Annotated in this window: 24 protein-coding genes; 12 read left to right on the top strand and 12 right to left on the bottom strand. The window is 67.0% G+C overall.

Features of this window, described 5'->3' with window-relative positions:
• Positions 1–391: 391 nt before the first annotated feature.
• Complete coding sequence (locus tag Q7V45_RS01990; RefSeq protein ID WP_304846099.1) at positions 392–3886, bottom strand: Calx-beta domain-containing protein; 3495 nt, start codon at positions 3884–3886, stop codon at positions 392–394.
• Positions 3887–4089: 203 nt separating this feature from the next.
• Between Q7V45_RS01990 and Q7V45_RS01985 the strand changes: the two genes are divergently transcribed.
• The 3 genes from Q7V45_RS01985 to Q7V45_RS01975 all read left to right on the top strand — a co-directional run bounded on the left by Q7V45_RS01985 (position 4090) and on the right by Q7V45_RS01975 (position 6942).
• The gene (locus Q7V45_RS01985) at positions 4090–5178 is read left to right on the top strand and encodes a sensor histidine kinase (protein ID WP_304846098.1); all 1089 of its coding nucleotides are present in this window, start codon (positions 4090–4092) and stop codon (positions 5176–5178) included.
• On the top strand, positions 5166–5879 hold the full coding sequence (locus Q7V45_RS01980) for a LytTR family DNA-binding domain-containing protein (RefSeq protein WP_304846096.1): 714 nt from the start codon (positions 5166–5168) through the stop codon (positions 5877–5879). The genes Q7V45_RS01985 and Q7V45_RS01980 overlap by 13 nt, the downstream gene beginning before the upstream one ends.
• 79 nt (positions 5880–5958) lie before the next feature.
• A complete protein-coding gene (locus tag Q7V45_RS01975; RefSeq protein ID WP_304846093.1) occupies positions 5959–6942 on the top strand; it encodes a zinc-binding dehydrogenase in 984 nt (327 codons plus the stop codon).
• Between the two features lie 7 nt (positions 6943–6949).
• Here Q7V45_RS01975 and Q7V45_RS01970 read toward each other — a convergent pair whose 3' ends face one another.
• A complete protein-coding gene (locus tag Q7V45_RS01970; protein ID WP_304846090.1) occupies positions 6950–8539 on the bottom strand; it encodes an ABC transporter substrate-binding protein in 1590 nt (529 codons plus the stop codon).
• A 149-nt stretch (positions 8540–8688) separates the two neighbouring features.
• On the opposite strand from Q7V45_RS01970, the gene Q7V45_RS01965 reads away from it, so the two are divergent.
• Positions 8689–9555 (top strand): oxaloacetate decarboxylase, encoded by an 867-nt coding sequence (locus Q7V45_RS01965; RefSeq protein WP_304846087.1) that lies wholly within the window; start codon positions 8689–8691, stop codon positions 9553–9555.
• Between the two features lie 19 nt (positions 9556–9574).
• Here Q7V45_RS01965 and Q7V45_RS01960 read toward each other — a convergent pair whose 3' ends face one another.
• Positions 9575–10507 carry a DUF2950 family protein gene (locus Q7V45_RS01960; RefSeq protein ID WP_304846084.1) on the bottom strand — a complete coding sequence of 311 codons (933 nt, stop codon included), beginning with the start codon at positions 10505–10507 and terminating at the stop codon, positions 9575–9577.
• Positions 10504–11712: a DUF3300 domain-containing protein gene (locus Q7V45_RS01955; protein ID WP_304846081.1), complete on the bottom strand. Its 1209-nt coding sequence runs from the start codon at positions 11710–11712 to the stop codon at positions 10504–10506. The genes Q7V45_RS01960 and Q7V45_RS01955 overlap by 4 nt, the downstream gene beginning before the upstream one ends.
• Before the next feature lie 129 nt (positions 11713–11841).
• Here Q7V45_RS01955 and Q7V45_RS01950 point away from each other — a divergent pair, with 129 nt between their 5' ends.
• Positions 11842–12282 (top strand): SET domain-containing protein, encoded by a 441-nt coding sequence (locus Q7V45_RS01950; RefSeq protein ID WP_304846078.1) that lies wholly within the window; start codon positions 11842–11844, stop codon positions 12280–12282.
• A gap of 2 nt (positions 12283–12284) precedes the next feature.
• On the opposite strand, the gene Q7V45_RS01945 is transcribed toward Q7V45_RS01950, so the two are convergent.
• Positions 12285–12674 (bottom strand): hypothetical protein, encoded by a 390-nt coding sequence (locus Q7V45_RS01945; RefSeq protein WP_304846075.1) that lies wholly within the window; start codon positions 12672–12674, stop codon positions 12285–12287.
• Positions 12675–12788: 114 nt separating this feature from the next.
• Here Q7V45_RS01945 and Q7V45_RS01940 point away from each other — a divergent pair, with 114 nt between their 5' ends.
• Positions 12789–13421, top strand: a complete 633-nt coding sequence (locus Q7V45_RS01940; RefSeq protein ID WP_304846072.1) for a TetR/AcrR family transcriptional regulator — start codon at positions 12789–12791, stop codon at positions 13419–13421.
• Between the two features lie 69 nt (positions 13422–13490).
• On the top strand, positions 13491–13916 hold the full coding sequence (locus Q7V45_RS01935) for a hypothetical protein (protein ID WP_304846069.1): 426 nt from the start codon (positions 13491–13493) through the stop codon (positions 13914–13916).
• On the opposite strand, the gene Q7V45_RS01930 is transcribed toward Q7V45_RS01935, so the two are convergent.
• The gene (locus Q7V45_RS01930; RefSeq protein ID WP_304846065.1) at positions 13892–15361 is read right to left on the bottom strand and encodes an FAD-dependent monooxygenase; all 1470 of its coding nucleotides are present in this window, start codon (positions 15359–15361) and stop codon (positions 13892–13894) included. The two genes, Q7V45_RS01935 and Q7V45_RS01930, sit on opposite strands and share 25 nt — an antisense overlap.
• Before the next feature lie 258 nt (positions 15362–15619).
• Between Q7V45_RS01930 and Q7V45_RS01925 the strand changes: the two genes are divergently transcribed.
• Positions 15620–15832 carry a cold-shock protein gene (locus tag Q7V45_RS01925; protein ID WP_304846062.1) on the top strand — a complete coding sequence of 71 codons (213 nt, stop codon included), beginning with the start codon at positions 15620–15622 and terminating at the stop codon, positions 15830–15832.
• Positions 15833–16058: 226 nt separating this feature from the next.
• Positions 16059–16274, top strand: a complete 216-nt coding sequence (locus Q7V45_RS01920) for a hypothetical protein (RefSeq protein WP_304846057.1) — start codon at positions 16059–16061, stop codon at positions 16272–16274.
• Positions 16275–16293: 19 nt separating this feature from the next.
• Here Q7V45_RS01920 and Q7V45_RS01915 read toward each other — a convergent pair whose 3' ends face one another.
• From Q7V45_RS01915 to Q7V45_RS01905, 3 genes are all read right to left on the bottom strand, one after another.
• Positions 16294–16974 (bottom strand): haloacid dehalogenase type II, encoded by a 681-nt coding sequence (locus Q7V45_RS01915; RefSeq protein ID WP_304846054.1) that lies wholly within the window; start codon positions 16972–16974, stop codon positions 16294–16296.
• An 8-nt stretch (positions 16975–16982) separates the two neighbouring features.
• Positions 16983–17711, bottom strand: a complete 729-nt coding sequence (locus Q7V45_RS01910) for a glutathione S-transferase family protein (protein ID WP_304846051.1) — start codon at positions 17709–17711, stop codon at positions 16983–16985.
• Between the two features lie 72 nt (positions 17712–17783).
• Entirely contained in the window at positions 17784–18401 is a 618-nt protein-coding gene (locus Q7V45_RS01905) for a TetR/AcrR family transcriptional regulator (RefSeq protein ID WP_304846048.1), read from the bottom strand.
• 156 nt (positions 18402–18557) lie between these two features.
• Here Q7V45_RS01905 and Q7V45_RS01900 point away from each other — a divergent pair, with 156 nt between their 5' ends.
• Both Q7V45_RS01900 and Q7V45_RS01895 read left to right on the top strand, forming a co-directional pair.
• Positions 18558–18710: a hypothetical protein gene (locus Q7V45_RS01900; RefSeq protein WP_304846045.1), complete on the top strand. Its 153-nt coding sequence runs from the start codon at positions 18558–18560 to the stop codon at positions 18708–18710.
• A 31-nt stretch (positions 18711–18741) separates the two neighbouring features.
• Positions 18742–19746, top strand: a complete 1005-nt coding sequence (locus Q7V45_RS01895) for a 2-hydroxyacid dehydrogenase (RefSeq protein ID WP_304846042.1) — start codon at positions 18742–18744, stop codon at positions 19744–19746.
• 223 nt (positions 19747–19969) lie between these two features.
• On the opposite strand, the gene Q7V45_RS01890 is transcribed toward Q7V45_RS01895, so the two are convergent.
• The gene (locus Q7V45_RS01890; RefSeq protein ID WP_304846039.1) at positions 19970–20236 is read right to left on the bottom strand and encodes a GlsB/YeaQ/YmgE family stress response membrane protein; all 267 of its coding nucleotides are present in this window, start codon (positions 20234–20236) and stop codon (positions 19970–19972) included.
• Positions 20237–20419: 183 nt separating this feature from the next.
• Between Q7V45_RS01890 and Q7V45_RS01885 the strand changes: the two genes are divergently transcribed.
• Positions 20420–20695 carry a hypothetical protein gene (locus Q7V45_RS01885; RefSeq protein ID WP_304846036.1) on the top strand — a complete coding sequence of 92 codons (276 nt, stop codon included), beginning with the start codon at positions 20420–20422 and terminating at the stop codon, positions 20693–20695.
• Positions 20696–21259: 564 nt separating this feature from the next.
• Here Q7V45_RS01885 and Q7V45_RS01880 read toward each other — a convergent pair.
• Positions 21260–22477 (bottom strand): MFS transporter, encoded by a 1218-nt coding sequence (locus Q7V45_RS01880; RefSeq protein WP_304846033.1) that lies wholly within the window; start codon positions 22475–22477, stop codon positions 21260–21262.
• 52 nt (positions 22478–22529) lie between these two features.
• Entirely contained in the window at positions 22530–23984 is a 1455-nt protein-coding gene (locus Q7V45_RS01875) for an MFS transporter (RefSeq protein ID WP_304846030.1), read from the bottom strand.
• Between the last annotated feature and the right edge of the window lie 54 nt (positions 23985–24038).

The following is a 24038-nucleotide window of genomic DNA, read 5'->3' as shown; positions in this document are numbered from 1 at the left end:
GGACTTCCTTGGTGGGCGAGCGTTCGGCCAGGAAGCGGCGCAGGCTGGTCCTGAACTCTTCCTGCTCGCTCGAGAAACTGAACTTCATACAAAATCCTCCCAGCGCCGATTTTAGGCACTGGGAGGGGTGACCGGAAGCGTTCGTCGAGCACCGTGGACTGCAGGGCGAGACGTCGCCGGATTTAGAGTCTCTCCGGCTGAGAAAGAATCATCCGTTTGAAATAAGCCACCTCACCCTGAGGAGCGCTCCGCAGGAGCGCGTCTCGAAGGGTGGGTACGCGCACCGCGTTTGTTGCTCATCCTTCGAGACACGCCGCGGGGCGGCGCTCCTCAGGATGAGGTTGGTGGGTCAATCCCAGATAAAAAGCAGCGTCACCTCTGAAGTTCGACCTCAGACGTTCAGCAGATCGATATTCACGGCGGACGGATCCTGCGCGCCGGCGGCCACGAAGCCGAAGTTGGTCTCGCCGTCATGGGCGATCGTGCCGTTGTACGAGGTGTTGCCGATGACGTAGCCGCTCGCATCGTGCGACACGATGACGGCGTTCCAGATGTCGGTGATCTGGTTGGTCGTCTCGATCCTGACCTGCCAGCCCGTGGTCGCCGTAGCGCCGTCGTTCTCGAGCGTCACGCTGCCGTTGAAGCCTCCTGACCAGGAATTGACGACCGCGAACATGGCCTCGAGGTCGCCCGACTCCCCGGGCGGGGTCGGGTCGGAGGGAGTCGTGGGCGTGGTGGGCGCAGCCGCCGAGTCGTCATCGACGATGGTACCGGTACCGGTGGCGCGCGTGATCGTGGCGCCCACGGCGTTGCTCAGCACGACGCCGAAATGCTCGTTGCCCTCGGCCAGCCTGTCCGGCGAGATCTCGATCGTGATCGTCTTGCTCTGCTCGCCGGCCGCGAAGGTGACCTGGCCGTTGCTGGCGATGAAGTCCGCGGCGCCGGCCTCGCCATAGACGGTCTGGTAGTCGACCGTCACCTCGTGCGTGGCGGCTTCCGAGAGGGTGAGCACGAAGCTCGCCGTCGGGCCGCCCGGCGTGCCGCCATCGCCCGGCGCGTCCTCGGGGAACTGGTACTCGATGGGCGTCAGGTAGCCCATCTTGGTCTGGTTCACCGTGGTCCAGTTGTCGTTCAGGATGCCGCCGGTGTCGCCTGAGTTGGGGTTCCAGGACCAGAAGGTCCAGCTCGGTCCCTTCTGTCCCGGCGCGAGATCGGACGTGCCGTCATTGTCGAAGTCGCCGCCGAGATAGGAGGTGATCGCCTCCAGCCACGGCGCGTCCTTGGGATCGACCAGCTTGGTGCCGAACTCGCCGATCCACACCGGGGCGATGCCTTCCCGGTAGATGTAGCCCCACATCTGGTCGAACTTGGCGGGCAGGTTCGCGGGGAAGTCGGCGCCCTGGAACCACGGCTGCTCGTAGACCGAGTTGGGATAGTCGTGCGCCGAGTAGACGAGCTTGTTGTCGAGCGCGAGGTCGATCGGCCTGTCGCGCACGCCCATCAGGTTGCCGCCCCACCAGTAGTTCTGACCATTGTAGGTGCCGACGCCCTCGACGAAGATCAGCCAGTTGGCGTTGACCGTGCCGATGGCATTGCCGGCCGTTTCCGCCGCCAGCGCCCAGTCGTTGGTGCCGCCGCCGCCCCAGGTGCCGTTGTAGGGCTCGTTGTGCAGGTCCGCGCCGATCACCGCCGGATCGTCGGCGTAGCGCGCCGCCAGCATCTTCCAGTCGTTTATCCAGGCCGCCTGCGTGTACTGGCTGTTGTACCAGAGGCCGTTCTCGGACGTTCCGGCGCCGGCGTTGCTGCGATGATGGTCGAGGATGATCTTGAGGCCGATCTCGCCCGCATAGTCGACGATCTTGTCCATGATCTGCAGCGCCGACAGGCCCTGCAGGTCGGGATTCTTGCCGAAGTCGATGCCGTTGGGCGCCGCATTCGTGTGCAGCATCTCGCTTGAGAAGGGCAGGCGGATCGTGTTGAAGCCCAGATCCACCATCTGGTCCATCATGTCCTTGTAGCCGCGCGTCCACAGGCCGTGCGGCGCGAAGGTCGACGATTCGAAGCCGAACCAGTTCACGCCGGCGATCTGCACCGAGTGTCCGGCCGAGTCGACGATCTGGTTGCCCGAGGTGCTGAGCCAGCCGGGCGCCGCGCCGCCGCCGGGATTGCCCTCGATCACCGTCGCGTCGGAGATGCTGAGCGTCGGCAGGGCCGGCGCCCCGTCATCGTTGACGATCGTGCCGATGCCGGTCGCGTCGACGATGGTGGCGCCGCTGGCGCTCGAGAGTACGAGACTGAAGCCTTCGTTGGCCTCCGAGACCGCGTCGCCGATCAGGACGACCTGGATCGTCTTCTGCGTCTCGCCGGCGGCGAAAGTGAGCGTGCCGGACTGGGCGACATAGTCGCTGCCGGCCACCGCGGTGCCGTCGGCCGTCGTGAAATTCACGGTGACCGGGCCGGCGGCTGCGGACGACAGGCTCACCGTGAACGTCGTGTGCCCGGGGGCCGCCGCACTGCCTTCGGCCGACGAGGCGTCGCTGATCGACAGCGAGGGGAGCGCGGTGCTGTCGTCGTTGACGATCGTGCCGATGGCGAGGCCGTCCTTGATCGCGGCACCGACCGGCGACGACAGGGAGAGCCTCACCGTCTCGTTGCCCTCGACCGCCCTGTCTCCCGTCACCAGGACGTTCACGATCTTCGACGTCTCGCCGGCGGCAAAGGTCAGTGTGCCGGGCTGGGCGACATAGTCCTGGCCGGCCCTCGCCGTGCCGTTGCCGGTGGTGTAGGCGACCGTGACCGGCCCGGACGCCGCCGCAGACAGCTTGACCGTGAAGGCGAGATTGGTGGTGCCGTCGTTGCCTTCCGTGACCGAGGTGTCGGCGACGGTAATCTGCGCATCGTCGTTCACGATCGTGCCGGTCGCGACCCGGTCGGCGATGGCGGCGCCGCTCGGCGACGACAGGTTGATCTTCAGCGTCTCGTTGCCTTCGATCGCCGTGTCGCCGGTGACCTTGACCTTGATCACCTTGGAGGTCTCGCCAGGCGCGAAGGTCAGCGTGCCGCTCTGGGCGACGTAGTCCTGGCCCGCCTTGGCGGTGCCGTCCGCCGTGCCGTAGGTGACCGTGACCGCGTTGGTGGTGGCCTGCGACAAGGTGACGGTGAAGGACAGATCGCGCGTGCCGCTGTCGCCTTCCTTCACGGTGGCGTCCGCAATGGCGATCCTGGGGACGATGGCCTCGTCGGTGAGGATCGTGCCGACAGCCGCGCCGTCGGCGATCGTGGCGCCGCTCGGCGAAGTCAGGGTGAGTGCCAGCGTTTCGTTGAGTTCAGCCACCTTGTCGCCGTTGACCGTGACGCTGATCGTCTTCTGGGTCTCGCCGGCCGCGAAAGTGATCGCGCCGGACTGGGCGACGTAGTCCTGGCCGGCCGTCGCGGTGCCGTTGGCGGTCGCGTAGTTGACCGTCACCGGTCCGGTGGCCGCCTGGGAGAGGCTGACCGTGAAGACCATCTGTTTTGTGCCGCTGTTGCCTTCGACGACGGACGCGTCGCCGACCGAGATCGTCGGCAGGACCGGTGGCGGCTCCTCGCCGGAACCGGTGAGCGACAGGCCGGTCGCCGTCGTGCCGCCGGTGGCGCCCGGGGTCGCCTGGAACCCGAAGGTCACGCTGCCGCCGGGCGAGACGTCGGCGTTGTAGGAGGCGTTGCGCAGCACATAGTGCGTGCCGACATGGCTGACGATCTCGGCCCCCCAGATGTTGGTGATGGCGAAGCCGGCATCGAACTCGACGGTCCATCCATCAATGCCGGACGAGCCTCCTTCGACGGTCATGTTGCCGATGAAGCCCGAACCCCAGTTGTCCCTGACCGTGTATCGCACCGTCGCCATTGCTACCTCCACTCCACTGCGTCCACGCAAAGATGCCATCGACTTTCGGGCGGTAAATCGGCAGCCCGGGCCCCAGTCGATGAACACGGCAGGAAACTCGACGAACGGCACTCGCGCGCCCCTGGAGGGGCGGCGCTTGCCCCGCTGCGCCAAATGCACAATCTTCCGACGGACGTCCGCTGCGTCCTCCGGAGTTCACGACCTTGTCTGCATTCCTGCTTGCCCGGTGGAACGGCCTGCCTCTGTTCTGGCAGGCCCAGATCGCGGGATGGGGGCTCTTCGCGATCGCCAACCTCATGGCGCAGCGCGTGGCGTTTCACAGTTACGGTGTCGCCTTCGCCCGCACGGGGCTCATTCTTCTCTGCCTGGTCGCGATCTCGACGGCGATGCGTGCCGTCTACGTCTCGCGCCGTTTCGAAGCCCGTGTGTCGATCGCAGGCCTGGCCCTGATCGCCCTGCTTTCGCTTCTCGGCGCTCTGGTCACCGCGACCATGATCGTGGTCGCCCATGAAGCCCTTCCCTGGCTCGTGACGCCGGATCACGAGGGGGCCCGTGAATTCCTCGTCCCGCTCGTGCATTATTTCTTCGTCCTGGCGGGGTGGAGCCTCGCCTATTTCTGGCTGCGCGCCGAACTGGCGGAGCAGGCGCAGCATCGCAAGGCGATGCGCGCTCAGGCCGAGGCCCTGCGCGCCGAACTCGAGCAGCTGCGGCTCCAGCTCGACCCGCATTTTCTATTCAATGCCCTGAACGGGATTGCCGAGGAGATTCCCGAGCATCCGGCCGCAGCCCTCGAGATGCTGCGCAATCTCACCGCCTACCTCCGCCATTCTCTCGACGGTATCGACCACACGGTCGTAACGGTTTCGCGCGAAGTTGCCGGCCTGATGGCCTATCTCGGTGTCCAGAGGGCGCGCTTCGGCAACCGCCTGCATACCCGTCTCGACGTGATGCCCGAGGCCGCGCAACGGCGCATCGCGAGCTTCCTGCTGCAGCCGCTCGTCGAGAATGCCGTGAAGCACGGCCGGCGCGACCACGGACTCGAGCTCCGCGTCGGCATCCGCCTCTCGGGCGATACGCTCCACGTCGAGATCGAGAACACGGGCACGCTCGACACGACGCGGCGACCGGCCCGTCGCCAGCGTCCTGGCATCGGGTTGGAGAACGTGCGCCGTCGCCTTGCGCTGCACTACCCGGACCGGCATTCCTTCAGCTTAACCGAGAGCGGCGGGCCTGCCTGCGACAAGAGAGTGACCGCGACGCTCGAACTCCGGGGCGAACCGTGCGGGTCCTGATCGTCGACGACGAGCCGCTGGCCCGCAGCGCCCTGCGGCGGCTGCTCGGCGCCCATCCCCATGTGGAGATCGTCGGCGAGGCCGACAGCACCGAAGCCGCCCGTCATCAGGTCACAAGCACGCAGCCCGATCTCGTCTTCCTCGACATCGAACTGGGCGGTGGTGGTGACGGCTTCGACCTCCTCGATTCCCTGGAACGCCGGCCCATCGTGGTCTTCGTGACGGCCTATGCCGAACACGCGGTCGATGCCTTCGCTGTCGAGGCCGTCGATTTCCTTCTCAAGCCGGTCGAGCCGGCCCGCCTGGAACGGGCGCTGGCGCGGGCGGAACGGGAGCTCGCCCTGTCGGCGCCGCCTTCCGGCCCCGGCACGATCGAGCTCAGGACGCCCCGCCGCACGCTGCTCGCGGCGCCGGCGGAGATCGTGGCGATCTGCGCCGACGGCGACTTCGTGCGTGTCTTCGTGGCCGGGCAGCCGCCGGTGATGATCCTGCGGACGCTGGCGCATTTCGAGGAAGTGCTGCCGTCCGGCCCGTTCGTGCGCCTGGGGCGGTCGGTGATGATCAACCTCGACCGGTTGCGCTGCGTCGAATCGCCGGCGCGGTCGACCAGTCGCCTCTTTCTCGAGGGCATGACCGACCCGCTCGGCATCGGCCGGGCCGCGACGGCCCGTCTGCGCGAGGTGCTGGCGGAGAAGGGCTGAGCCGCGCCCGGCGCCGGCCGGTCCGCTTCTGGCACCGAAGCTGCAAGGCTCCTGCCGCAAACGTCGCGGGAGGATCCTCATGAAAGCCGTCGTCATCCATGCCACCGGCGGCCCCGAGCAGCTCGTGCTGGCCGATCTGCCCGATCCGGTGCCCGGTGCGGGCGAGGTGCTGATCGACGTGGCCTATGCCGGCTGCAACTGGGCCGACACCCAGGTCCGCATGGGGATCTATCCGCATCCGATGACCTACCCGATGGTCCTGGGCTTCGAGGTCTCGGGAACGGTGGCGGCGCTGGGACCGGGCGTGACGGGTGTCGAGGTAGGCGATCGCGTCGCGACCTTCCCCGAAAAGGGTGGCGCCTATGCCGAGAAGTGCGTCGCGTCGGCCCAAGGGCTCATCAAGCTGCCCGATGCGGTCGGCCTCGACGTGGGGGCGGCGTTTCCGATCCAGGCGCTGACCGCCTGGCACATGATGTGGACGATCTATGGCGGCATCGGGCCGGGCGACACCGTGCTGGTCAGTGCGATCGGCGGCGGCGTCGGTCTCATGTGCACCCAGCTCGCCGTCCATGCTGGCGCGCGCGTCATCGGCACGACAGGGACGCCAGGCAAGGAGGCCAGGGCGCTGGCCTATGGCGCTTCGCGGGTCGTGGTGACCTCGCAGGAGGATTTCGAGCGTGCCGTGCTCGACTTCACCGGCGGGAAAGGCGTCGACCTCGCCATCGATTCCTACGGCGCCACCATGCTCGACCGTACGTTCGGCGTCGTGAAGATGCTGGGGCACGTCATCAGCATCGGCGAAGCCGAGGGACAGCCCTTCAAGAATATCCGCGAGCGCATCCTGCCGCGCTCCCAGACCTTCACCCGCCTGCATCTCGGCCATATCGACCAGACGTCGCCCGAGTGGCGGGAAGGCGTCGACCAGGTGATGGCGGGCCTCGTCGGGGGCTGGCTCAAGGTGCCCATCGAGGGCGTGTTTGCGCTGGCCGAGGCGGCGGAGATGCACCGCCGCCTCGAAGGCCGGGGCGTCGCCGGCAAGCTGCTGCTGAAGGCCGTCGGCTGATCTGGTCTCAGCGGTCCAGCCAGACGTCCTCGAACCGCCAGTTGTTGTAGATGCTGTTGATGTGCAGCGTCACGTTCTTCACGTGCGGCTGCCAGCATCCGGCGATGCGGCCATGGCTGATGATCGGCCGCGCCACGTCCTCCTGCAGCTTGCGGTCGATCTCCCAGACCAGCTCCTGCCGCTTCCTGCGGTCGGTCTCGCGCGACTGCTCCTCGAAGAGCTTCGTCATCTCCGGATTGCAGTAGTTGTTGTAGTTGCGCAGCGAGCCGCAGGCGTAGCCCTCGAACAGGGTCACGTCCGGATCGTCGACCGCGCTGCCGGTCAGGTTCAAGGCGACGACGTAGTCCTTCTTGAAGACGCGGTTGTAGTAGATCGTCGTATCGATGATCTCGAGTTCGGCATCGATCCAGATCTGCTTGAGCTGATCGATGAGGATCACCGCCGGATCCTTGAAGGTGGCGATGTTGCGGGTGCTGACCTTCAGCTTCAGGCGCTTGTCAGGCCCGTAGCCCGCCTCCTTCATCAGCGCCCGGGCTTCCTCGCGGGACTTCTCCACGTCGCCGTAGCCGATCAGGCCCTTCAGCTTCTCCGCAGGCAGGCCCCAGACGCCGTCGGTCGGCGGCAGCAGGGCGCCGCCCATCCTGCCTTCGCCTTCGCTCAGGATCTGGATGAAGGCCTCGCGGTCGAGCGTCAGCGCCATGGCGCGGCGGATCTTCGGATTGTCGAAGGGCGCGACCTCGCGATTGATGATCAGGTTGGTGCTGACGCCGCTCTCGCGCATCGTGCACTGCGCCTGGGGCGCGTCGCGCTTGACGTTCTTCAGCAGCGGTACGGTGACGTCGGCCGGGAACGTCATGTCGAACTTGCCGGCGACGAACGACAGCATGCGTGTCGAGCGATCCGGGATGATCGAGAACTCGATGGCGTCGAGATACGGGCGACCCGGTTTCCAGTAGTCCGGGTTCTTCACCAGTTTGATGCCCTCGTTCATCCTGAAGTCGGCCAGCTTGAACGGGCCGGTGCCGACCGGCTTGCGCCGCATGTCGGCGGCCGGCACGTGACAGGGATAGATCGGCGTGTAGCCGGAGGCGAGCAGCGCCAGCAGAGAGGGTTGCGGCTGCTTCAGGTGGAAGGTCACTTCCGACGGCCCGTCGGCGGTCACCTTCTCGAGATTGGTGTACCAGGCACTGCGCGGATTGCGGCGCAACCTGTCTGGGGTGAGGATGAGGTCGAAGGTACAGGCCACGTCGGCCGCCGAGAACGGCTTGCCGTCATGCCACTTCACGCCGTCGCGTGTCCTGAAGACGAGCTTTCGGCCACCGTCCTTCGTCTCCCAGCTCGTCGCGAGGTCGGGCACGATCGACTCGAGGCTGTTCTTCGGAACGTTCTGATCGAAAATGACGAGGTTGTTGTAGATCGCCATGAAGGGGACGGCGACCGAGACGGTCGATTCCTCATGGATGGAGGCGCTGGGCGGCGTGTCCATGTGCTGTATGCGCAGCGTGCCGCCGCTTTTCTGCGCCCATCCGGCGCCGGTTGGGGCAATCACTGCCGCCACTACGCAAATCAACGCGAAACACCCGTTCGGGATCTTCATGTTGTCCTCCCAGTGACGTCGCTTGCTCGTTCGTGGTTTCTCCAACTCGATTGCACTCGGCCAGAAGCCTAGACCCGATACAGTCGGCGTGTCGACTGGGCCGGCATCTCTGCTATCGTCCGGCCCGAATTCATCCCGAGGAGATTCCTGTGACCACTGCCCCTCAGCGTCTGCGCGCCCTGCTGGCCGAGCCCGGCCTCGTCGTCATGCCGGCGGTGTGGGACGGGTTGACCGCCAAGCTGGCCTACGGCGAGGGCTTCAAGACGGCCTTCCTCTCCGGGTCCTGCGTGGCCGCCAGTCGCCTCGGCGGTCCCGACCTCGATCTCGTCTCGTTCGGCGAGATGTTCGACTCCTTCAACATGGTGCATGGCGCGGCGCCGGACCTGCTGGTGCTGGCCGATGGCGATCACGGCTACGGCAACGCGATGAACGTCCAGCGGACCGTCCGCGCCTATGGCCGCGCCGGCGCCGCCGCCGTGCTGATCGAGGACAAGATCACGCCACGCGCCCTCACGGCGGCCGGCAAGCCCTGCCTGCCGCGCGAGGAGGCGCGCATGAAGATCCGCGCGGCCGTGCAGGCCGCCAGGGACTCCGGCATCCTGGTGCTGGCGCGCACCGACTGCCGCCCGACGCAGGGCATCGACGAGGCCGTGGCGCGCATCGAGATGTACGTCGAGGAAGGCGCCGACATCCTGTTCCTCGACTCGCCGGCCGACGACGAGGAGATAAAGCGCGGAATCGCCGCCGCGAAGGGCCGGCCGTCCTTCGCCGTGCTGTCGCCCGGCGCGCCGCGCGCCACGCCCTCGCAGGCGGAAGCCCTCAAGCTCGGCTTCAAGATCGGCACCTATCCGACCGGCATGCTCTCGCCCGCGACCGCCGGCATGAAGGCGGGCCTGGCCGCGCTCAAGGCCGGCGAGGCGGAAAGCAAGGCCGCGCTGTCGCCCGCCGATCTGCGCGCGACCCTGGGCTATGCCGACTATGATGCCACGGCGAAGCCGTTCATCGTGAAGAGCTGATCGGGCCTCACGAAGAAGTTCATGGCAGGGTAGTGTCGGCCTTCTTCCATCCCGTGTCGGGGTTGAAGACGGTCATCAGCCCGGCACGCGTTGGGGTGTGGGGACCTAGGTCGTGCTCCCGGACGACATTGTCGTGGCCCATGATGAAGGTCATGACGCCGGTCACGCCGTAGCGCGCAGGCCAGGCGATGGCGGCGAAGCCGCCGATCATGCGGCCCTGCACGAAATAGTCGCGGGCGCCACCGGGGGCCGCCGGTCCCTGCGCATAGAGCAGGCGGTAGTTGTAGCCATAATGGAGGCTTGGCGAGATACCGTCCGGCTGGGACATGGCGACCTGCCGACCGAGCGGGCTTGGCGGCTCGCCGGCCTTGGTCGGCCAGTAGAGCCCATCCTTGCGACCGGCTGAACTCATCAGCCGGCGTGCATAGGTCGGCGCCTTCTCTTTCATCGGGTTGAGATCGACGTACTCTCGTTCGGCATCGCCGATCGCCAGCAGCGTCTGGATGGCGCCCAGCTCGTTGCTGCCGATGATGCGCGCCGCCATTTCCTCTCGGCCTGCCGCGATGTCGAAGCGCCATTCGGCGCCGTCCTTCATGAGGGGGAGCGGCAGGGTCCAGCCATCCGTTCCGACTTCGATGGTCGCCTTCGCGCCGTCGACGATCGCCTTGTTGCCGGCCTGCCAGGCCGCGAGATAGGCCTCGCGATCGATGCCGAAATCCTGATCACGGGTGGGTGCGAAGACGCTCCAACTTTCGCCCAGCATCGCCGCCAGGGCCTTGTCGTTCAGGGAGCGGACGGCTTCGGTGAGAGCCGTTGCCGCCGCTTCGGGCGTCGGAAAACCTTGTAGCCTGGTTGCCGGCTGGGCCGCGGCCTGCTGCAGGGCTGCGACGACCGTCGTCATGGTCAGCGCGGCGGGCGCCAGGAGTTGACGCCGTTGAAACGAGCCGCTCATCGCCGACCTCCATGTCCGCCGCCGTGATGTCCGCCACCATGGTGGCCACCGCCATGATGCCCACCGCCACCATGATGTCCTCCGCCCCCGTGATGGGCGGCAGAGTGATGCGTCGAGGCATGGCCGCGCGCCGATGCGTGTCTCGTATGGTTGCCATGGTTCACGCCATGCAAGGCGCCGTGGTGTCCCGCACCATGATGCTCGCGCCGCCCTTCGCCTCGCCTATCGCCATCGTGTCCGCCCCGGAATCCGGCGCGCCCGGCGGCCCCCGGATGATGCTGGCCATATCGTTCGCGGTCCGCTGCGTTGCGATAGGGCACGCCATGCCGGTGTGCGGGGTCGTGGGCCCAGCGGCCGTCGCGATAGGTCGCCCAGCTATGACGGTTTCCCCAAGCGTCCCAGCCTCGCCAACCCCAGCCGCCACCCCAACCGCCGCCCCAGCCCCAGCCGCCGAAAAAGGCGCCGCCGACGGCCATGCCCACGCCGAACGCCAGCCCACCCAACACGGCCGGGCCGACGCCGTAGCCCCAGCCCGGTGACGGGGGGAAGTAGGTGGGCGGATACTCCGCATAGGGCCAGGGGCCGTACGCCGTCGAAGGGTCGTAGCTCGGCACGTAGACCAGTTCGGGATTGGTCGGCTGGATGACAATGGCCGGCGGCGTACCTGCCGGTGCGCCGGCGCTCGGCGGCTGCTCCACGACCGTTTGCTGTGGCGTGGTCTTGAGCGTGCCCGCCGCCTTGGCTTGCGCGCGCAGGCGCTGGATCGACGCGGCGACGTCGGACTGCTGCGACACCATCGCGTCGCCGACATTCTGAACCCAGTCGACCTTGCTGGACATCATCTGCAGGACCTGCGGGAAGGCGACCAGCGAGGTGACGCTCACGTCCCAGCCCTTGTCCTTAGCTGCCGTGAGGGCGGCGTCGCCCTTGAGGGCCGGGTTGTCCCTCGACCAGCGCGCCGCTTCGACCACCTCGATCGGATAGGTTGCCGCCATCAGGATCTGTGCCAACAAGGCGTCGGGATAGAGCGCGATGGGCGCCAGCATCTGGTCGAGCTGGGCCGCCGTGAAATGCCTGTCGGCCATCGCGGCGGTGCCGGCCGATGTCGCCTGCGCCGTCGACGAATTGGGCTGGGCGAATGCCGTCGCCGCCATGCCCGTCGTGACCGTGAACGCGCCCATCATGACCATGTCCCGCCGCTTCATCCCAGACCTCCGAGCCCTGACGCTGCGGACAGCCTATCTGCAGTTTCACCGCTTCGTCCACGTTGCGCTGCCGTGCCGGCGCGGGGTATTCACGCGCCGCCCGTCCGAGTCCCCGAGAGTGGTGAGTCCATGAAGCGCAAGGCCAGCAAGGCGTTCGTCCATCTAGGCCCCTCTGCCATCCACGGGCTCGGCTGCTTTGCCGACATCGACATCGGGAAGGGCGAGTCCGTCCGGGTGTGGGACGGCAAGGACAGCCGCTTCATCCCGCTCGCCCGGGCACATGCCTCGCCGCAGGTCCAGCTCATCAAGCGCTTCGGCATCCGCGTCAGCGGCGGTTACTGGGCGCCGCTGGACTTCCTGCGAATCTCGACCGGCTGGTACATGAACCACGATGCCGATCCCAACATCGGCTCCGACGACGGCGACGTGACCTACTATGCGTTGCGCGACATCAAGGCCGGGGAGGAGCTCACCATGGACTACCGTCTCATGGACGAGCACCACGACAACCTCAGCCGCGACGAGGAGGTTCCGGCGACGTCACGGGCAAAGGCGCGCCGCCGCCGCTGATCCTAGATAGCTGCGCTCTTGCCAGGCGGCTGCTTCAGGATCCAGTCGCGGGCCGGACCGGCATCGTGGAAGACGCGCATCGGTCTGGTCGCCGCCGCCAGCATGCCGAGCACGCGGGCAAACAGGGCGACCTTGTCCTCCGCGACGGCGACCGCCAGCGGACCGACGGGTTGAGTCTGGTGGGATGTGCGCATGCGCACGCCCATCGCCAGAATGTGCTCCGGCCCCATGCTGGTGTCGGCGCCCATGCCGTCGAACAGCTTGCGATACGTGTGAAGGCCGGCCTGATCGATCATGTCGAGATAGGACTCGAATTCGGCCCGCGTGACATCGCCCTCCGCCACGGCGGTGAGCAGCTTCGTCTTGGAGTCGATGGTCCAGTGCAGCGGCATGGCGGGGGAACTTGCCAGTGTCGCGAAAGGAGCACCAGAGCGGCGAAAGGAGGGGGTGACTCTGCCGCCGCGCCGCCTTAGTGGTGCTTGCCTATTCTTATTGGAGCCCAGACAGTGTCCTCGCAGGACCTCGACCTCGCCGCAGCCGCAAACACCCGTCTCGACGGCCGGCGCCTGCGCAGCGAGCGGACGCGGCAGCTCATCATCGAGGCCTATCTGGCGCTCCTGCTGGAACACCGGCGCATGCCGACCACGGCCGAGATCGCGGGCCGCGCCGGCTATTCCGTAAGGTCCATTTTCGAGCGTTTTTCCGATCTCGATGCGCTGAGCCTTGCTGCGGCGGACTACGCGATCGCGCTCGGCCAGGCCGAGGCGGTGGCGCGCGCTACCGAGGGCGATCGAGCCACCCGCATCCGCTCGCATGTCCGCACGCGGGCGCAGGCCTGCGAGAAATGGCTGCCGCTGTGGCGGATCCTCACGGCCAAGCCGGTCCAGGAACAAATCACCGATCTGCGGTTGCGCGTGCTGGCCGTCCGCCGTGCCAACGTCGAGCGCGTGGAGCTGATGTACCAACCGGAACTGGCAAGACTGGATCCACCAGCGCGCGAGGCGCTGGTCCTGGCGGTGGTGACGCTTACAAGCTTCGAAAGCTGGGGCGCGTTGCGGGAAGATTTCGGTGTGGCCTGGGATTCGGCCCTCGACGTCTGGGTCTCTGCCATCGACCGGATGCTCCCGGGAAGTCCCTGATCTTCCGCTGCAAATTTTTGCCCGGCTGCGTTGTTGACGTGTAGTGTCGTTCACGTTGGGAGGGTACGCATGCCGCTTCGTTGGATGCGCAGCGACGAGTTCGGAATCCTGACCGTCGTCGGGCAAGGCGACATCGGCCGGCAGGACATCGAAGACTATCTAAGTGCCACCGTGCGGGAAGGGACCAAGGCCCATGCCAAGCTGGTCGATCTCATGGTCGGCAATCTCAGCCTGGATCGCGACGACCTGGAGTCGGTGGCCAGAACGGTGGTCGAATACGGCGTTGGCGGCGATGCCGGTCCCGTCGCCATGGTCGTGCTGGGCGCCCTGAACATCGACATGGCGGTGCTGCTGAAGCAGCGCGTGGGGGCGCGGCCGTTCCGCGTGTTCACGGATCCGCTTCAGGCCCGCGGCTGGCTCATGACGTTCCGTTACTTGCCGGCGAAGCCTGCGGCCGCGAAACCGACGGCTCAGGGGGCCAAAATCGTCAGGTAGGCTTCGGCGCGCGGGGCGTCCTTCGGCGACCCGGCGAAGCCCACGTATCCATCGGGCCGGATCAGGCGCACTGCGGTCGCGTGCGACGGATCCCGTGCCGGCGCAGCGACGACCAGTCTTGGAAACCTGGCGGCGAGACCCGCCACGATATCGGCCGGCCCGAGGGCGGTGAACTTCCGGCCGCCGGCCCCCTCGGGCAGCCGGTGCGGCCAGCGCTCGCCCGATCGCGGTCCGGTCGCCACGTGGCCATTCCTGGCCGAGAGCGGACTGTCGGGATAGCCGATGTCCATCTCGGCGAGCTGGTCGGCCACCTTGTGCTGGAAGTGCGGAAAAGTCGCCGCGAAGCGCAGGACCGCGTTGCGCACGTCCTGCAGCAGTGGATTGCTGAGCGTGGCCGCCTCCGTGAGGCGTCCGGCATTCTTCAGCACGCGGTCGCCGACCGCCGTGCGCTCCGTCGAGTAGCTGTCGAGCAGCGACGGTTTTGCGGCGCCGTCGATGACGAGCGCCAGCTTCCAGGCGAGATTGAAGGCGTCCTGCATTCCGGTGTTCATGCCCTGGCCGCCTGCCGGGCTGTGGATGTGCGCCGCATCGCCGGCCAGGAACACACGACCCCTCGAATAGTCCCTGACCTTGCGCTCGTTGATGCGGAAGGCGGCCAGCCAGACCGGATCGGACATCACGATGCCCGGCGAGCCGCGACGCGCCATCAGGGCGTTGATGTCGTCGAGGGTAGGGTCGGGATGGGTTTCGCCGTCCCTGGCCGGGCCGAGATTGGCGATCACCCGCCAGCGATCGCCGCCGATCGGGAAGAAGGCGAGGATGCCGTCGCGGTGCCAGAAGATGTGGAGATGATCCGCCGGCGCGAGGCCTTCGAGGTGGCCGTCGGCCAGCGCCCAGTGGGACTGGAGCGTCGAGCCCTCGAACGCGAAGCCCAGCCCGTGCCGCACGGTCGAGTGGGCGCCATCGCACCCGACCAGCCAGTCGGCCTCGAGCGTTTCCCGCTTGCCGTTCGCCTTCGTGAGCTCCGCTTCGACGGCGGCGCCCTTGTCGGAGAAACGCGTCAGTTCGACCGTGCGCTCGACCGTCACGCCGGCGGCCGCCAGTCGTTCCTCGAGCACCCTCTCGGTCTCGCTTTGCGCGATCATCAGCGCGTAGGCGAAGCGGCTGTCGATCTGGTCGAACGAGACCTTGGCCACGACCTGCTTGCCGGTCGAGATCTGCGCACCATGCGCCGGCATGCCGGACGACAGGAAGTCCTTGGCATAGCCGGCATCATCCAGCAGTTCGAGGGTGCGGCTCCACAGGACGAGCGCCTTGGACTTGTCCGTACGGGCGGCCGACCTGTCGACGATACGGACGGAGATACCGTGCCGCACCAGCTCGTTGGCGAGGGTCAGGCCCACCGGGCCCGCACCCGTGATCAGCACTTTCGGATTGTTGGCCACGCGAACTCCCCTGCATGCCTTGGCGGACCTTAGCCGTCCGTGGCCAAACGGTCCTTGCAAAAGTCCCGGCAAAAGGCCATATGCACCCGGTCGATAGACGGACAGACGATTTGGTCCGCGTTCCCGGCCTCGCCGGCAGCTCGCTCCCGAACTTTGATCCCGAAAACCAGTGCGAATTCGACGGCCCGCTGCGCGTTCCATTTTAATAAGTGGGATGCCGCGCGGTTCAGCATATCTAAAGTAGTGAAAGGGTTACCCATGGCGACGGGAACCGTGAAGTGGTTCAATATTCAGAAGGGCTTCGGCTTCATCCAGCCGGACAACGGCGGTGCCGATGCCTTCGTGCACATCAGCGCCGTCGAGCGCGCCGGCCTGGGCACGCTCAACGAAGGTCAGAAGGTCGAGTTCGAACTCGTCGCTGACCGTCGCAGCGGCAAGATGGCTGCCGACAATCTGAAGACGATCGGCTGATCGCGCGGCCGCCGGTAACGGCGGCCACGTCTCGGAATACGAGATTGGCCCCGCACCCTCTGGGTGCGGGGCTTTTCTTTGGCTTTCCCGTTACGGGCGCGGCGCTGCCGGCGTGGCGGGAACCGCGGCGACCGGCGACGGTTGCTGAAGTGTCGCGTCGATCCGTCGATCGGGCGCGCGAGCCCCCCTCTCCGTCGACGGACTTGAACCGATATGGAGGCCCCCGATGGGTAAGAAATCCAACAAGCGTTCGGAATACGTGCTGTTCAACGTCATCTACGAGGACGGCAGCCAGCGCTCCAACCGCCGCGTACCGCTCGAGGCCCTCGAAGGGCTCGAAAAAGACTTGCCGGCCCGGCAGATCATCGAGGAGCAGGATCGCGAGGTCGCCGAGAAGTCCGGCAAGCCGGCGCTTGCCATCAAGTCGCTCGTGCGCGCCTGACGGTCAGCCCTGGATCGCCTCACTGGAGAATGGACAGGGCCGCCTCGGCCACGTCCGTCACCTCGGTGAAGGGAAACCATTGCGGGTCGGCCGTCTCGCCCCGCCGGTTCACCCAGTAGGCGCGGATGCCGAGCGCCTTGCACACCGCCATGTCGAGCGGCTGGCTCGCCGCGACATGCACTGTCTGTTGCGGCGTCACGCCGAGCCCTTCATGGGCATGGCGGAACAGGCGCAGGTCCGGCTTGTAGGCGCGGGCCTGCTGCGCGGTGATCACGGCATCGAGGGTGAGGCCCAGGCTCGGCAGGCTGCCCGCGATCAGGTCGTCGTCGGTGTTGGAGATCGCCGCCAGGCGCCAGCCGCCGGCCCGCAGGGACGCGAGCGCCGCCGGCACGTCGGCATGCGCCGGCAGCCGCGACAATCCTGCGATGAGTCCATCGACATCAGCTTCCGTCATCGCAAGCCCGCCCTGGTTCATCGCGAACCGCAGGCTCTCGCGCAGCACGTCGCGATAGGGCCGCCAGGGCGGTGTGTCGCGCCGCCGGCGGCCCTCGGCATGGAAGGCGTGGATGAGAGGCGCAGGGTCCATCGCCGGCTTGCCGTGGCGCGCGGCGATGGCTCGGAAGCCGGCCTCGACGCCTTCGTGCCACTGTACCAGCGTGCCGTAGAAATCGAAGGTGATGGTGCGCGCGCCGCTCGTCACAGGCTCCCTCATCCCGTGAAGGGCCCTATCTTGGCGGTGGCGAAGGCCGGCCGCGACTGGATCGCCGTCCACCAGGCGGCGACCCTGGGATGCCTGGCCGGTGTGATCTCCTCCGGTGCGATCTCCTCGTCGATCCGCTTGATGAAGGGCACCGCGCCGATGTCGGCCAGCGAATAGCTGTCGCCGGCCAGCCACCGGCTGTGGCGCAGCGTCTCTTCCATGCGGTCGACCAGCCCGACCTTCAGCTTGGTGCGCGCCTCCTGGCGCTCCTCCTCGGTATAGGGCTTGCGCGCGGTGCGCAGCCACGCCTCGCGCCGTTCCTTGCTGGGGACGTTGGCCAGCTTTTCGGCGAGTTCAGCATCGGACCATTGCGTGGCGACCTTGGCCATGGAGTGCGCCCAGTTGAAGATGATCAGGTTGCCGATCAGCCCGTCGACATGGCGGATCCAGTTGCGCATCACGGCCCGTCCGTAGGCGTCCGCCGGTCGCAGCGGCGGCTCGGGCCAGGTCTCGTCGATATATTCGCAGATCGTGCCACTCTCGTAGAGCGAGCGCCCGTCCTCGAGGATCAGCAGCGGAATGACGCCGTTGGGGTTGAGCTTCAGGAAGGCGGGCGCGTGATGCTCCATCTTCGTGAGGTCGATCACCTTGCTCTCGAAGGGGAGGCCCTTCTCGGCCAGGCACAACCGCACCCGCCGCGACGCCGACGATTTCCAGCCATGATAGAGCGTGAGCATTCCCTGATCCCCGATGACGACAACCGGCCCCGAGGGCCATCGACGTTCATAGCCTAACAGGAAGTGTGCGGCTCAGGGCGTCTGCGGCAACAGCCGGTCGATGGCGCGGACCCACACGTCGCGCGCCGCCTCGATGCTGAGTCCGTGACGCTCGCGCATCCGGCCCCAGCTCTCGAAATCGGTCAGCGCCTCCAGCGTGATCAGCAGGGCCGTCCGGTCGGTCTCCGCCAGGGTCGAGAGCTCGGGCCGGTACATCAGCATCAGCCGCGCCCACACCGCGTCGCGCATGCGGTCGATGCGCAGCGTCAGCAGGGGCGATTCCCGCTGGTTGTGCAACAGCACTCGCCACAGCGGCAGCCACTGCTCGCAGATGCCGGCCCGCGTCTCGACCTGGGAACGGATACGCGCCGCGCGATCGCCGTCGAGATCGCGGACCGCCGCCTGCGCCAGCCCCGCCGCCAGGGCATAGTCCGCGACGGCGAAACTCAGGGCCAGCAGGTCGTCGAACCGCTCGAAGATCGAGCGCACGGAATAGCCGGCCCGCTTGGCGATCTCGGCCGCCGTCGGGATCTCCGGACTCTCGCGCAGCAGCGCCAGATAGGCCTCGATGATGAGTTGCCTGGTGCGTTCGCTGCGCAGCCGCCTGCCGTCCATGCGGGGCGGCTTGGAAAGCGCCGTCGCGCTCAGCATCGTGGGGGGCTTCCGCTCGCTGTCCTGCACCGTCTCTATCGCTCCTGGGCCGCCACCGCGAGATCACGCGAGGCCGCTGCGAGTGTGACGCGTTTCGCGCCATCCTGCCAGCGCGCACTCCAGGCAACTTCCAGACCGGGCGGGCGTTGAGCGGTGATGTCAAAGACTCCCCAGCGCACCCCCAACGACCGTCAGCACCAGGCGGCCCTCCGTGTCTCGACCAGGCAGATCGCCAAGGACGCCGTGCGCGGCGGCCCGAAGTCCGTGAAAAAGGACAAGCGCCCGACCGGCCACGGCCAGAAAGGCTAGGAGAGGCGGGACCGGCACCCCGGGCGCCCGCATGCGCGTCGCGGTTTTCAGCACCAAGCCTTACGACCGGCATTTCCTGGACGCCGCCAACGCGTCCGCCCGCCATGAGCTGGCCTATCTCGAACCGCGCCTGACGATCGAGACCGCCACCCTCGTCCGGGGCGCGACGGCGGTTTGCGCCTTCGTGAACGATGCGCTGCCCGCGGAGGTGCTCGAGGCGCTCGCCGGAGGGGGCGTCCGCCTCGTGGCGCTGCGCTGCACGGGCTTCAACAACGTCGACCTCGCGGCCGCGCGGAAGCTCGGCATCACCGTCGCCCGCGTGCCCGAATACTCACCGCATGCAGTCGCCGAGCATGCCGTCGCCCTCGTGCTGGCGCTGAACCGCAACATCCATCGCGCCTATGCCCGCGTCCGCGAGGGCAACTTCGCGCTGGAAGGGCTGCTGGGCTTCGACATGAAGGGCCGCACCGTGGGCGTCGTCGGCACCGGGCACATCGGCGCCACCTTCGCCCGCATCCTGGCGGGCTTCGGCTGCACGATCCTCACCGTCGATCCAGCCCCCGACGCGGCCTGCATCGCGGCGGGGGTGCGCTATGTCGAGCTGCCCGAGCTGCTGGCGGCCTCCGACATCGTCTCGCTCCATTGCCCCCTGACGCCCGCAACCCATCACCTGATCGACGCGGCGGCGCTCGCCCGCCTGCGCCCGGGCGCGATGCTGATCAACACCAGCCGCGGCGCGGTGATCGACACGCCGGCCGTGATCGCGGCGCTGAAGGACGGGCGGCTGGGCCATCTCGGTCTCGACGTCTACGAGGAAGAGGCCGACCTGTTCTTCGAGGACCTGTCCGACAAGGTGATCCAGGACGACGTCTTTGCCCGGCTCCTGTCCTTCCCCAACGTCCTCGTCACCGGGCACCAGGCCTTCTTCACCGCCGACGCCCTGCAGGGCATTGCCGCCACCACGATCGCCAACATCACGGCCTTCGAGCGCGACGGCCGGGCCGTCCACGAGATTTCGGTCGAGAAGCTCGCCTGACGCCCGCTCCCTGACGCCTGAGGGCTATCGCATGTGACCCGAAGCGCCGTTGCAGTTCACTTTTCAAGAAAGCGAAAGGTCCCTCACTTCGTTCGGGATGACAATTTTGTTGGAATTTGTGCAGTGCGCCGATTCAGAAAACGCTGTCATCCCGAACGCAGTGAGGGACCTTTGAGTCACATGTGATAGCGCCCTGACGCCCGAGGGGCGCAGGGGAAGCGGGCTAAGCCCGCCGCCCGCGCACCAGCCCGACGATCAGCAGCAGGACGATCGCACCCAGCGCCGCGAACAGGATCTGGGCGAGGATCCCGCCGCCCAGGTTGAGCCCCAGACGGGGAAACAGCAGGCCCGCGAACAGGGCGCCGGCGATGCCGACCAGGAGGTCGCCGACCAGCCCGAACCCGGTGCCGCGCAAGACCTTGCCGGCCAGCCAGCCGGCCACGATGCCCACGACGAGAATGACGAGAATGCTTTCGGCCGACATGGTCATGGTGAGATCCCCTGGCCGTCCCGCGGACGCGCAGCACATCGGCGCAGGGTGAACGCGCCCGGCCTCCCGGCGTTGCACGGCGTCGGTCCGTTCGCCGCAATGGGCACACCCCCGGCGCCTATGCCGCGGCCCACCGGCGACGCACCGTTCCCGGCCGCTTCAAGCTCTCGAGGGAGATCCATCATGCGCCGCATCCTTCTGCCCCTGTTCGGCCTGCTGCTGCTGCCCGCCCTCGCCCAGGCCGCTGACCAGGTCGCCGCTGCCGCGTGTTCAGCCCAGCTCTCCCAGGACGGCCAGCTCTTTTACGGCAAGGTGGCGCCAACGATGACGCCCAAGACCGACATCAAGGATGCGCTGACCGGTGTCGCCCGTCCAATGGTGATGGCCGGTTCGATGTCCCGGGACACCGCCCGCACCGCCGCCGAAGCGGCAGGGGAGTGTCTGAAGTTGTTGAAGTGAGGAGTAGTCGCTGGCGGCTCAGGGCGACAATCTAGATTGTCATCCCACTCCTCTGACGGGGCCCTGCCGATTTGCTAAGTATTCTGCAGTTTCTCCTCGGCGCTTCCCACTTCAATCGTTGCGAACGACGTCGGTAGCTGGCAGTGCCGATTTCGGCGAATTTCGGCTGATACTCCAGGCCAAAGAAGACCCTTCACAATACTCAGAAAAATCGCCGTGCCTTGAGAACAATTCCACGCTGTGTGGATTGCGAGAAGACTTCCAATTGGCGAATCCGACACTACAGGATTACGACGGCTGGGATTTGTATCTACGATCACAGGTGGAAAGTCAGATTGTTGATGGGCGATCAGTAAACGCCTACTTTAAGACGAGTTGCCATCAGGAACAGGGAAATAACTTCGTCAAGATAGAGATTGCTCCTCGGGTAGATTTGACATTTTTGAAGAAATCGGGCGGCGGGGTGGAACTCTACATAAGATCGGGAACGCGATCTGTCCCCTTGGATTATCAAGACATTCAAAAGCACTTCGAACTTAAACGAAGATACTAAACCAGGACCCCTCAAGTAGGTGGTGGCGCGTGAGGCCTTGTCCTCAGCGCCATCATCATTAGGCCGGTCAGCACCAATCCCACCGCCGCGATCGCGATCACCGCGCCGCGGGTGCCGAGCCCATCGGAAAGCGCGCCGGCGGCTAGCTGGCCGAGCGGACCCGTGCCGATGCAGACGGTGACGACGCCCATCAGCCTCGACCGCATCTCGGGCGGAGCCTCGGTCAGCATCAGGGTCGATTGCATGTTGCCGAAGCCCGCCGTGCCGAAGCCGCCGATCACGAGCAGGGCGAAGGCGAGCCAGTAGAACGGCGACAGCGCCATCAGGATGAGCGCGACCATGAAGAGCGCGGCGCCGCCGGCGAAGGCGAGGCGCCGATCCATGCGCACGATGCCGGCCGCGATCAGCGCGCCGCCCAGCAGCGCCCCCAGCGGCTCGCCGGCCGCCAGCAGCCCGACCAGCGCCGGCGAGACATTGAACTCGCCTTGGCCGAGAGGTGCCACGAGGCCCGAATAGGCGAAGGCGAAGGCGTTGGTGACGATGGTGACGCCGAACACCAGCAGGATGGTGGGGCGCGTCCAGGCGAAGCGCAGCCCGTCGGCGATCTCGTGCGGGATGCGCAGCAGGTCGAGCCGCCGCGTCACTTGGGCGTGGGCGAGGCCCGCGATGGCGAAGGCGCCGGCGAACTGCACGAGGGCGGTGACGGTGTAGGCGCCCTTCATGCCAAGCCACTCGAAGGCCACGCCGCCCAGCAGCGGTCCCACCGCGCGCGTGGCTGCCGAGGTGACGCTGTCGAGGGCGATGGCGTTCACGATGCGGTGCGGCCCCGCGACCTCGCCGACCATGCGCCGACGCGTCGACATCTCGGTCGACCACATGGTCCCGGAGACGAGGTTGCCCAGCGCCACATGCCAGACTTCGAGATGGCCGGTGAAGGCCAGCGTGGCGAGCAGGGTCGAGATCGCCGCCGGTATCACCAGCGCCAGCATGAAGATCAGCTTGCGGTTCAGCGCCTCGGAGAGGGCGCCGGCGAAGGCGCCGAACAGGAGCTGCGGGATCTGCCGCAGGGCCACCACGACCGTGACGGCGAAGGCGGAATGGGTGACCTCCCAGGCGAACAGGCCCGACGCCAGCAGCTCCAGCCAGCGCATCGCGTTGGCGAAAGCGCCCACCAGCCACAATCTCAGAAAGTCGGGCGAGCGCAACAGCTCCCGGATCGGCGAGTCCATTTCACCGAAGGTACCCGCGCGGCCGCGTCATGCGAAGCGCGGCCTGCAGGTTTCAGCGCCCGATCTCCTCCAAATTGACGCCTGCCGTCTCGATGCGGAACCACCAGGTGATCAGCGCCCCCAGGAGGGAGGTGAAGACGAGGCCGGTCAGCAGGACGTCGGTGCCGGTATCGGCCAGGATCACCGGGAAGATGAAGGCCGTCAGCACCGCGCCGATCTTGGCGAAGGCGGCGGCGAAGCCTGCGCCCTTGCCGCGGATGTGGGTCGGGAAGACCTCGCCGGCCAGCAGGTAGGTCTGCGAATTGGGCCCGAGGTTGGTCATGAAATTGAACAGCATGAAGCCGCCGAACAGCAGCATCGTGCGCGCCGGCTCCTCGACATGGGACTGCAGCGCCGCCATCGCGAGCCCGACGGCGCAGCCCAGGAAGCCCAGCACCTGGAGCCGGATCCGGCCGACCCTGTCGGACATCAGCACCGCGGCGAGAATGCCCACGATGAGCAGCGTATCCACCAGCGCCGCGCCTTTCGCACCCTCGAGGTCGCGGGCGATGACGGCCGACACGTTATGGGCGTTCGTGACCTCGTGACCGATCGTATGGACGAGGATCGTCGGCGTGAAGATGCCGATGCCGTAGGTCCCGAGGTCCTGCAGGAACCACGGCACGGAGGCCAGGATCGTGGCGCGCCGGTTCTTCTTGTTGAAGAGGTCGGCCCAGCGTCCGTGCCGGTGGTGGCTGTGATGGGCGGGGTCGTCGCTCACGGCCAGGCGCACCTGCTTGGGATATTGCGGCTTGCGCTTCAGCAGCCGTCGCAACTCGCGCTCGGCCTCGGCGCGGCGGCCGCGGCTCACCAGCCACTGGCCGCTGTCGCTCACGAACAGGCGGGCGACCACGACGAACGCCGCCGGCACGATCGCCGTGGCGTACATCCAGCGCCAGGCGTCGAGCGAGGGATCGAAGGTCAGGATCACGAAGCCCAGCGCCGTGCCGGCGAGCGCGCCGATCGCCTGGAAGGCGAAGGCGGCCAGCACCAGCTTGCCGCGATCGCGACTGGGAATGCTCTCGGAGATCACGAGGTGCGCGGTGGGATAGTCGCAGCCCAGCGCCACGCCGACGCCGAACAGGAACACGACCAGCCAGCCGAAATTCGGTGCGATGGTCAGGCCGGCCAGGAAGATGACGAAGACCAGCATCTCGATCACGAACATGCGGCGCCGGCCGTAGACGTCGGCAAGGCCGCCCATCGCCACGGCGCCGACCATGATGCCCGCCAGGGTGGCGGCGCTCACGATGCCCTTGCCCGTGGGCGAGAGGCCGAACTCCTCGACGATCAGCGGCAGGGCGACGCCGGTCATGAACACGACCAGGCCTTCGAAGAACTTGCCGGCGGTCGCGAGCGTCCAGATGCGCCATTGCATCTGGGTCATCGGGACGCTGGGGGTCGGGGTGCCATCGGGCCAGGACGGTGTCTGGTCGATGTAGGCCTGTACGCTTTTCGGTTCTGTCATCTGGACAGATTACCCAAGCACGTTACGCTCGGATGTCTCAAAAGCAAAAACTGG

It is taken from the genome of Reyranella sp., from assembly GCF_030651995.1.
GTDB lineage: Bacteria > Pseudomonadota > Alphaproteobacteria > Reyranellales > Reyranellaceae > Reyranella.
This window is presented reverse-complemented; position numbering and strand designations above follow the sequence as displayed.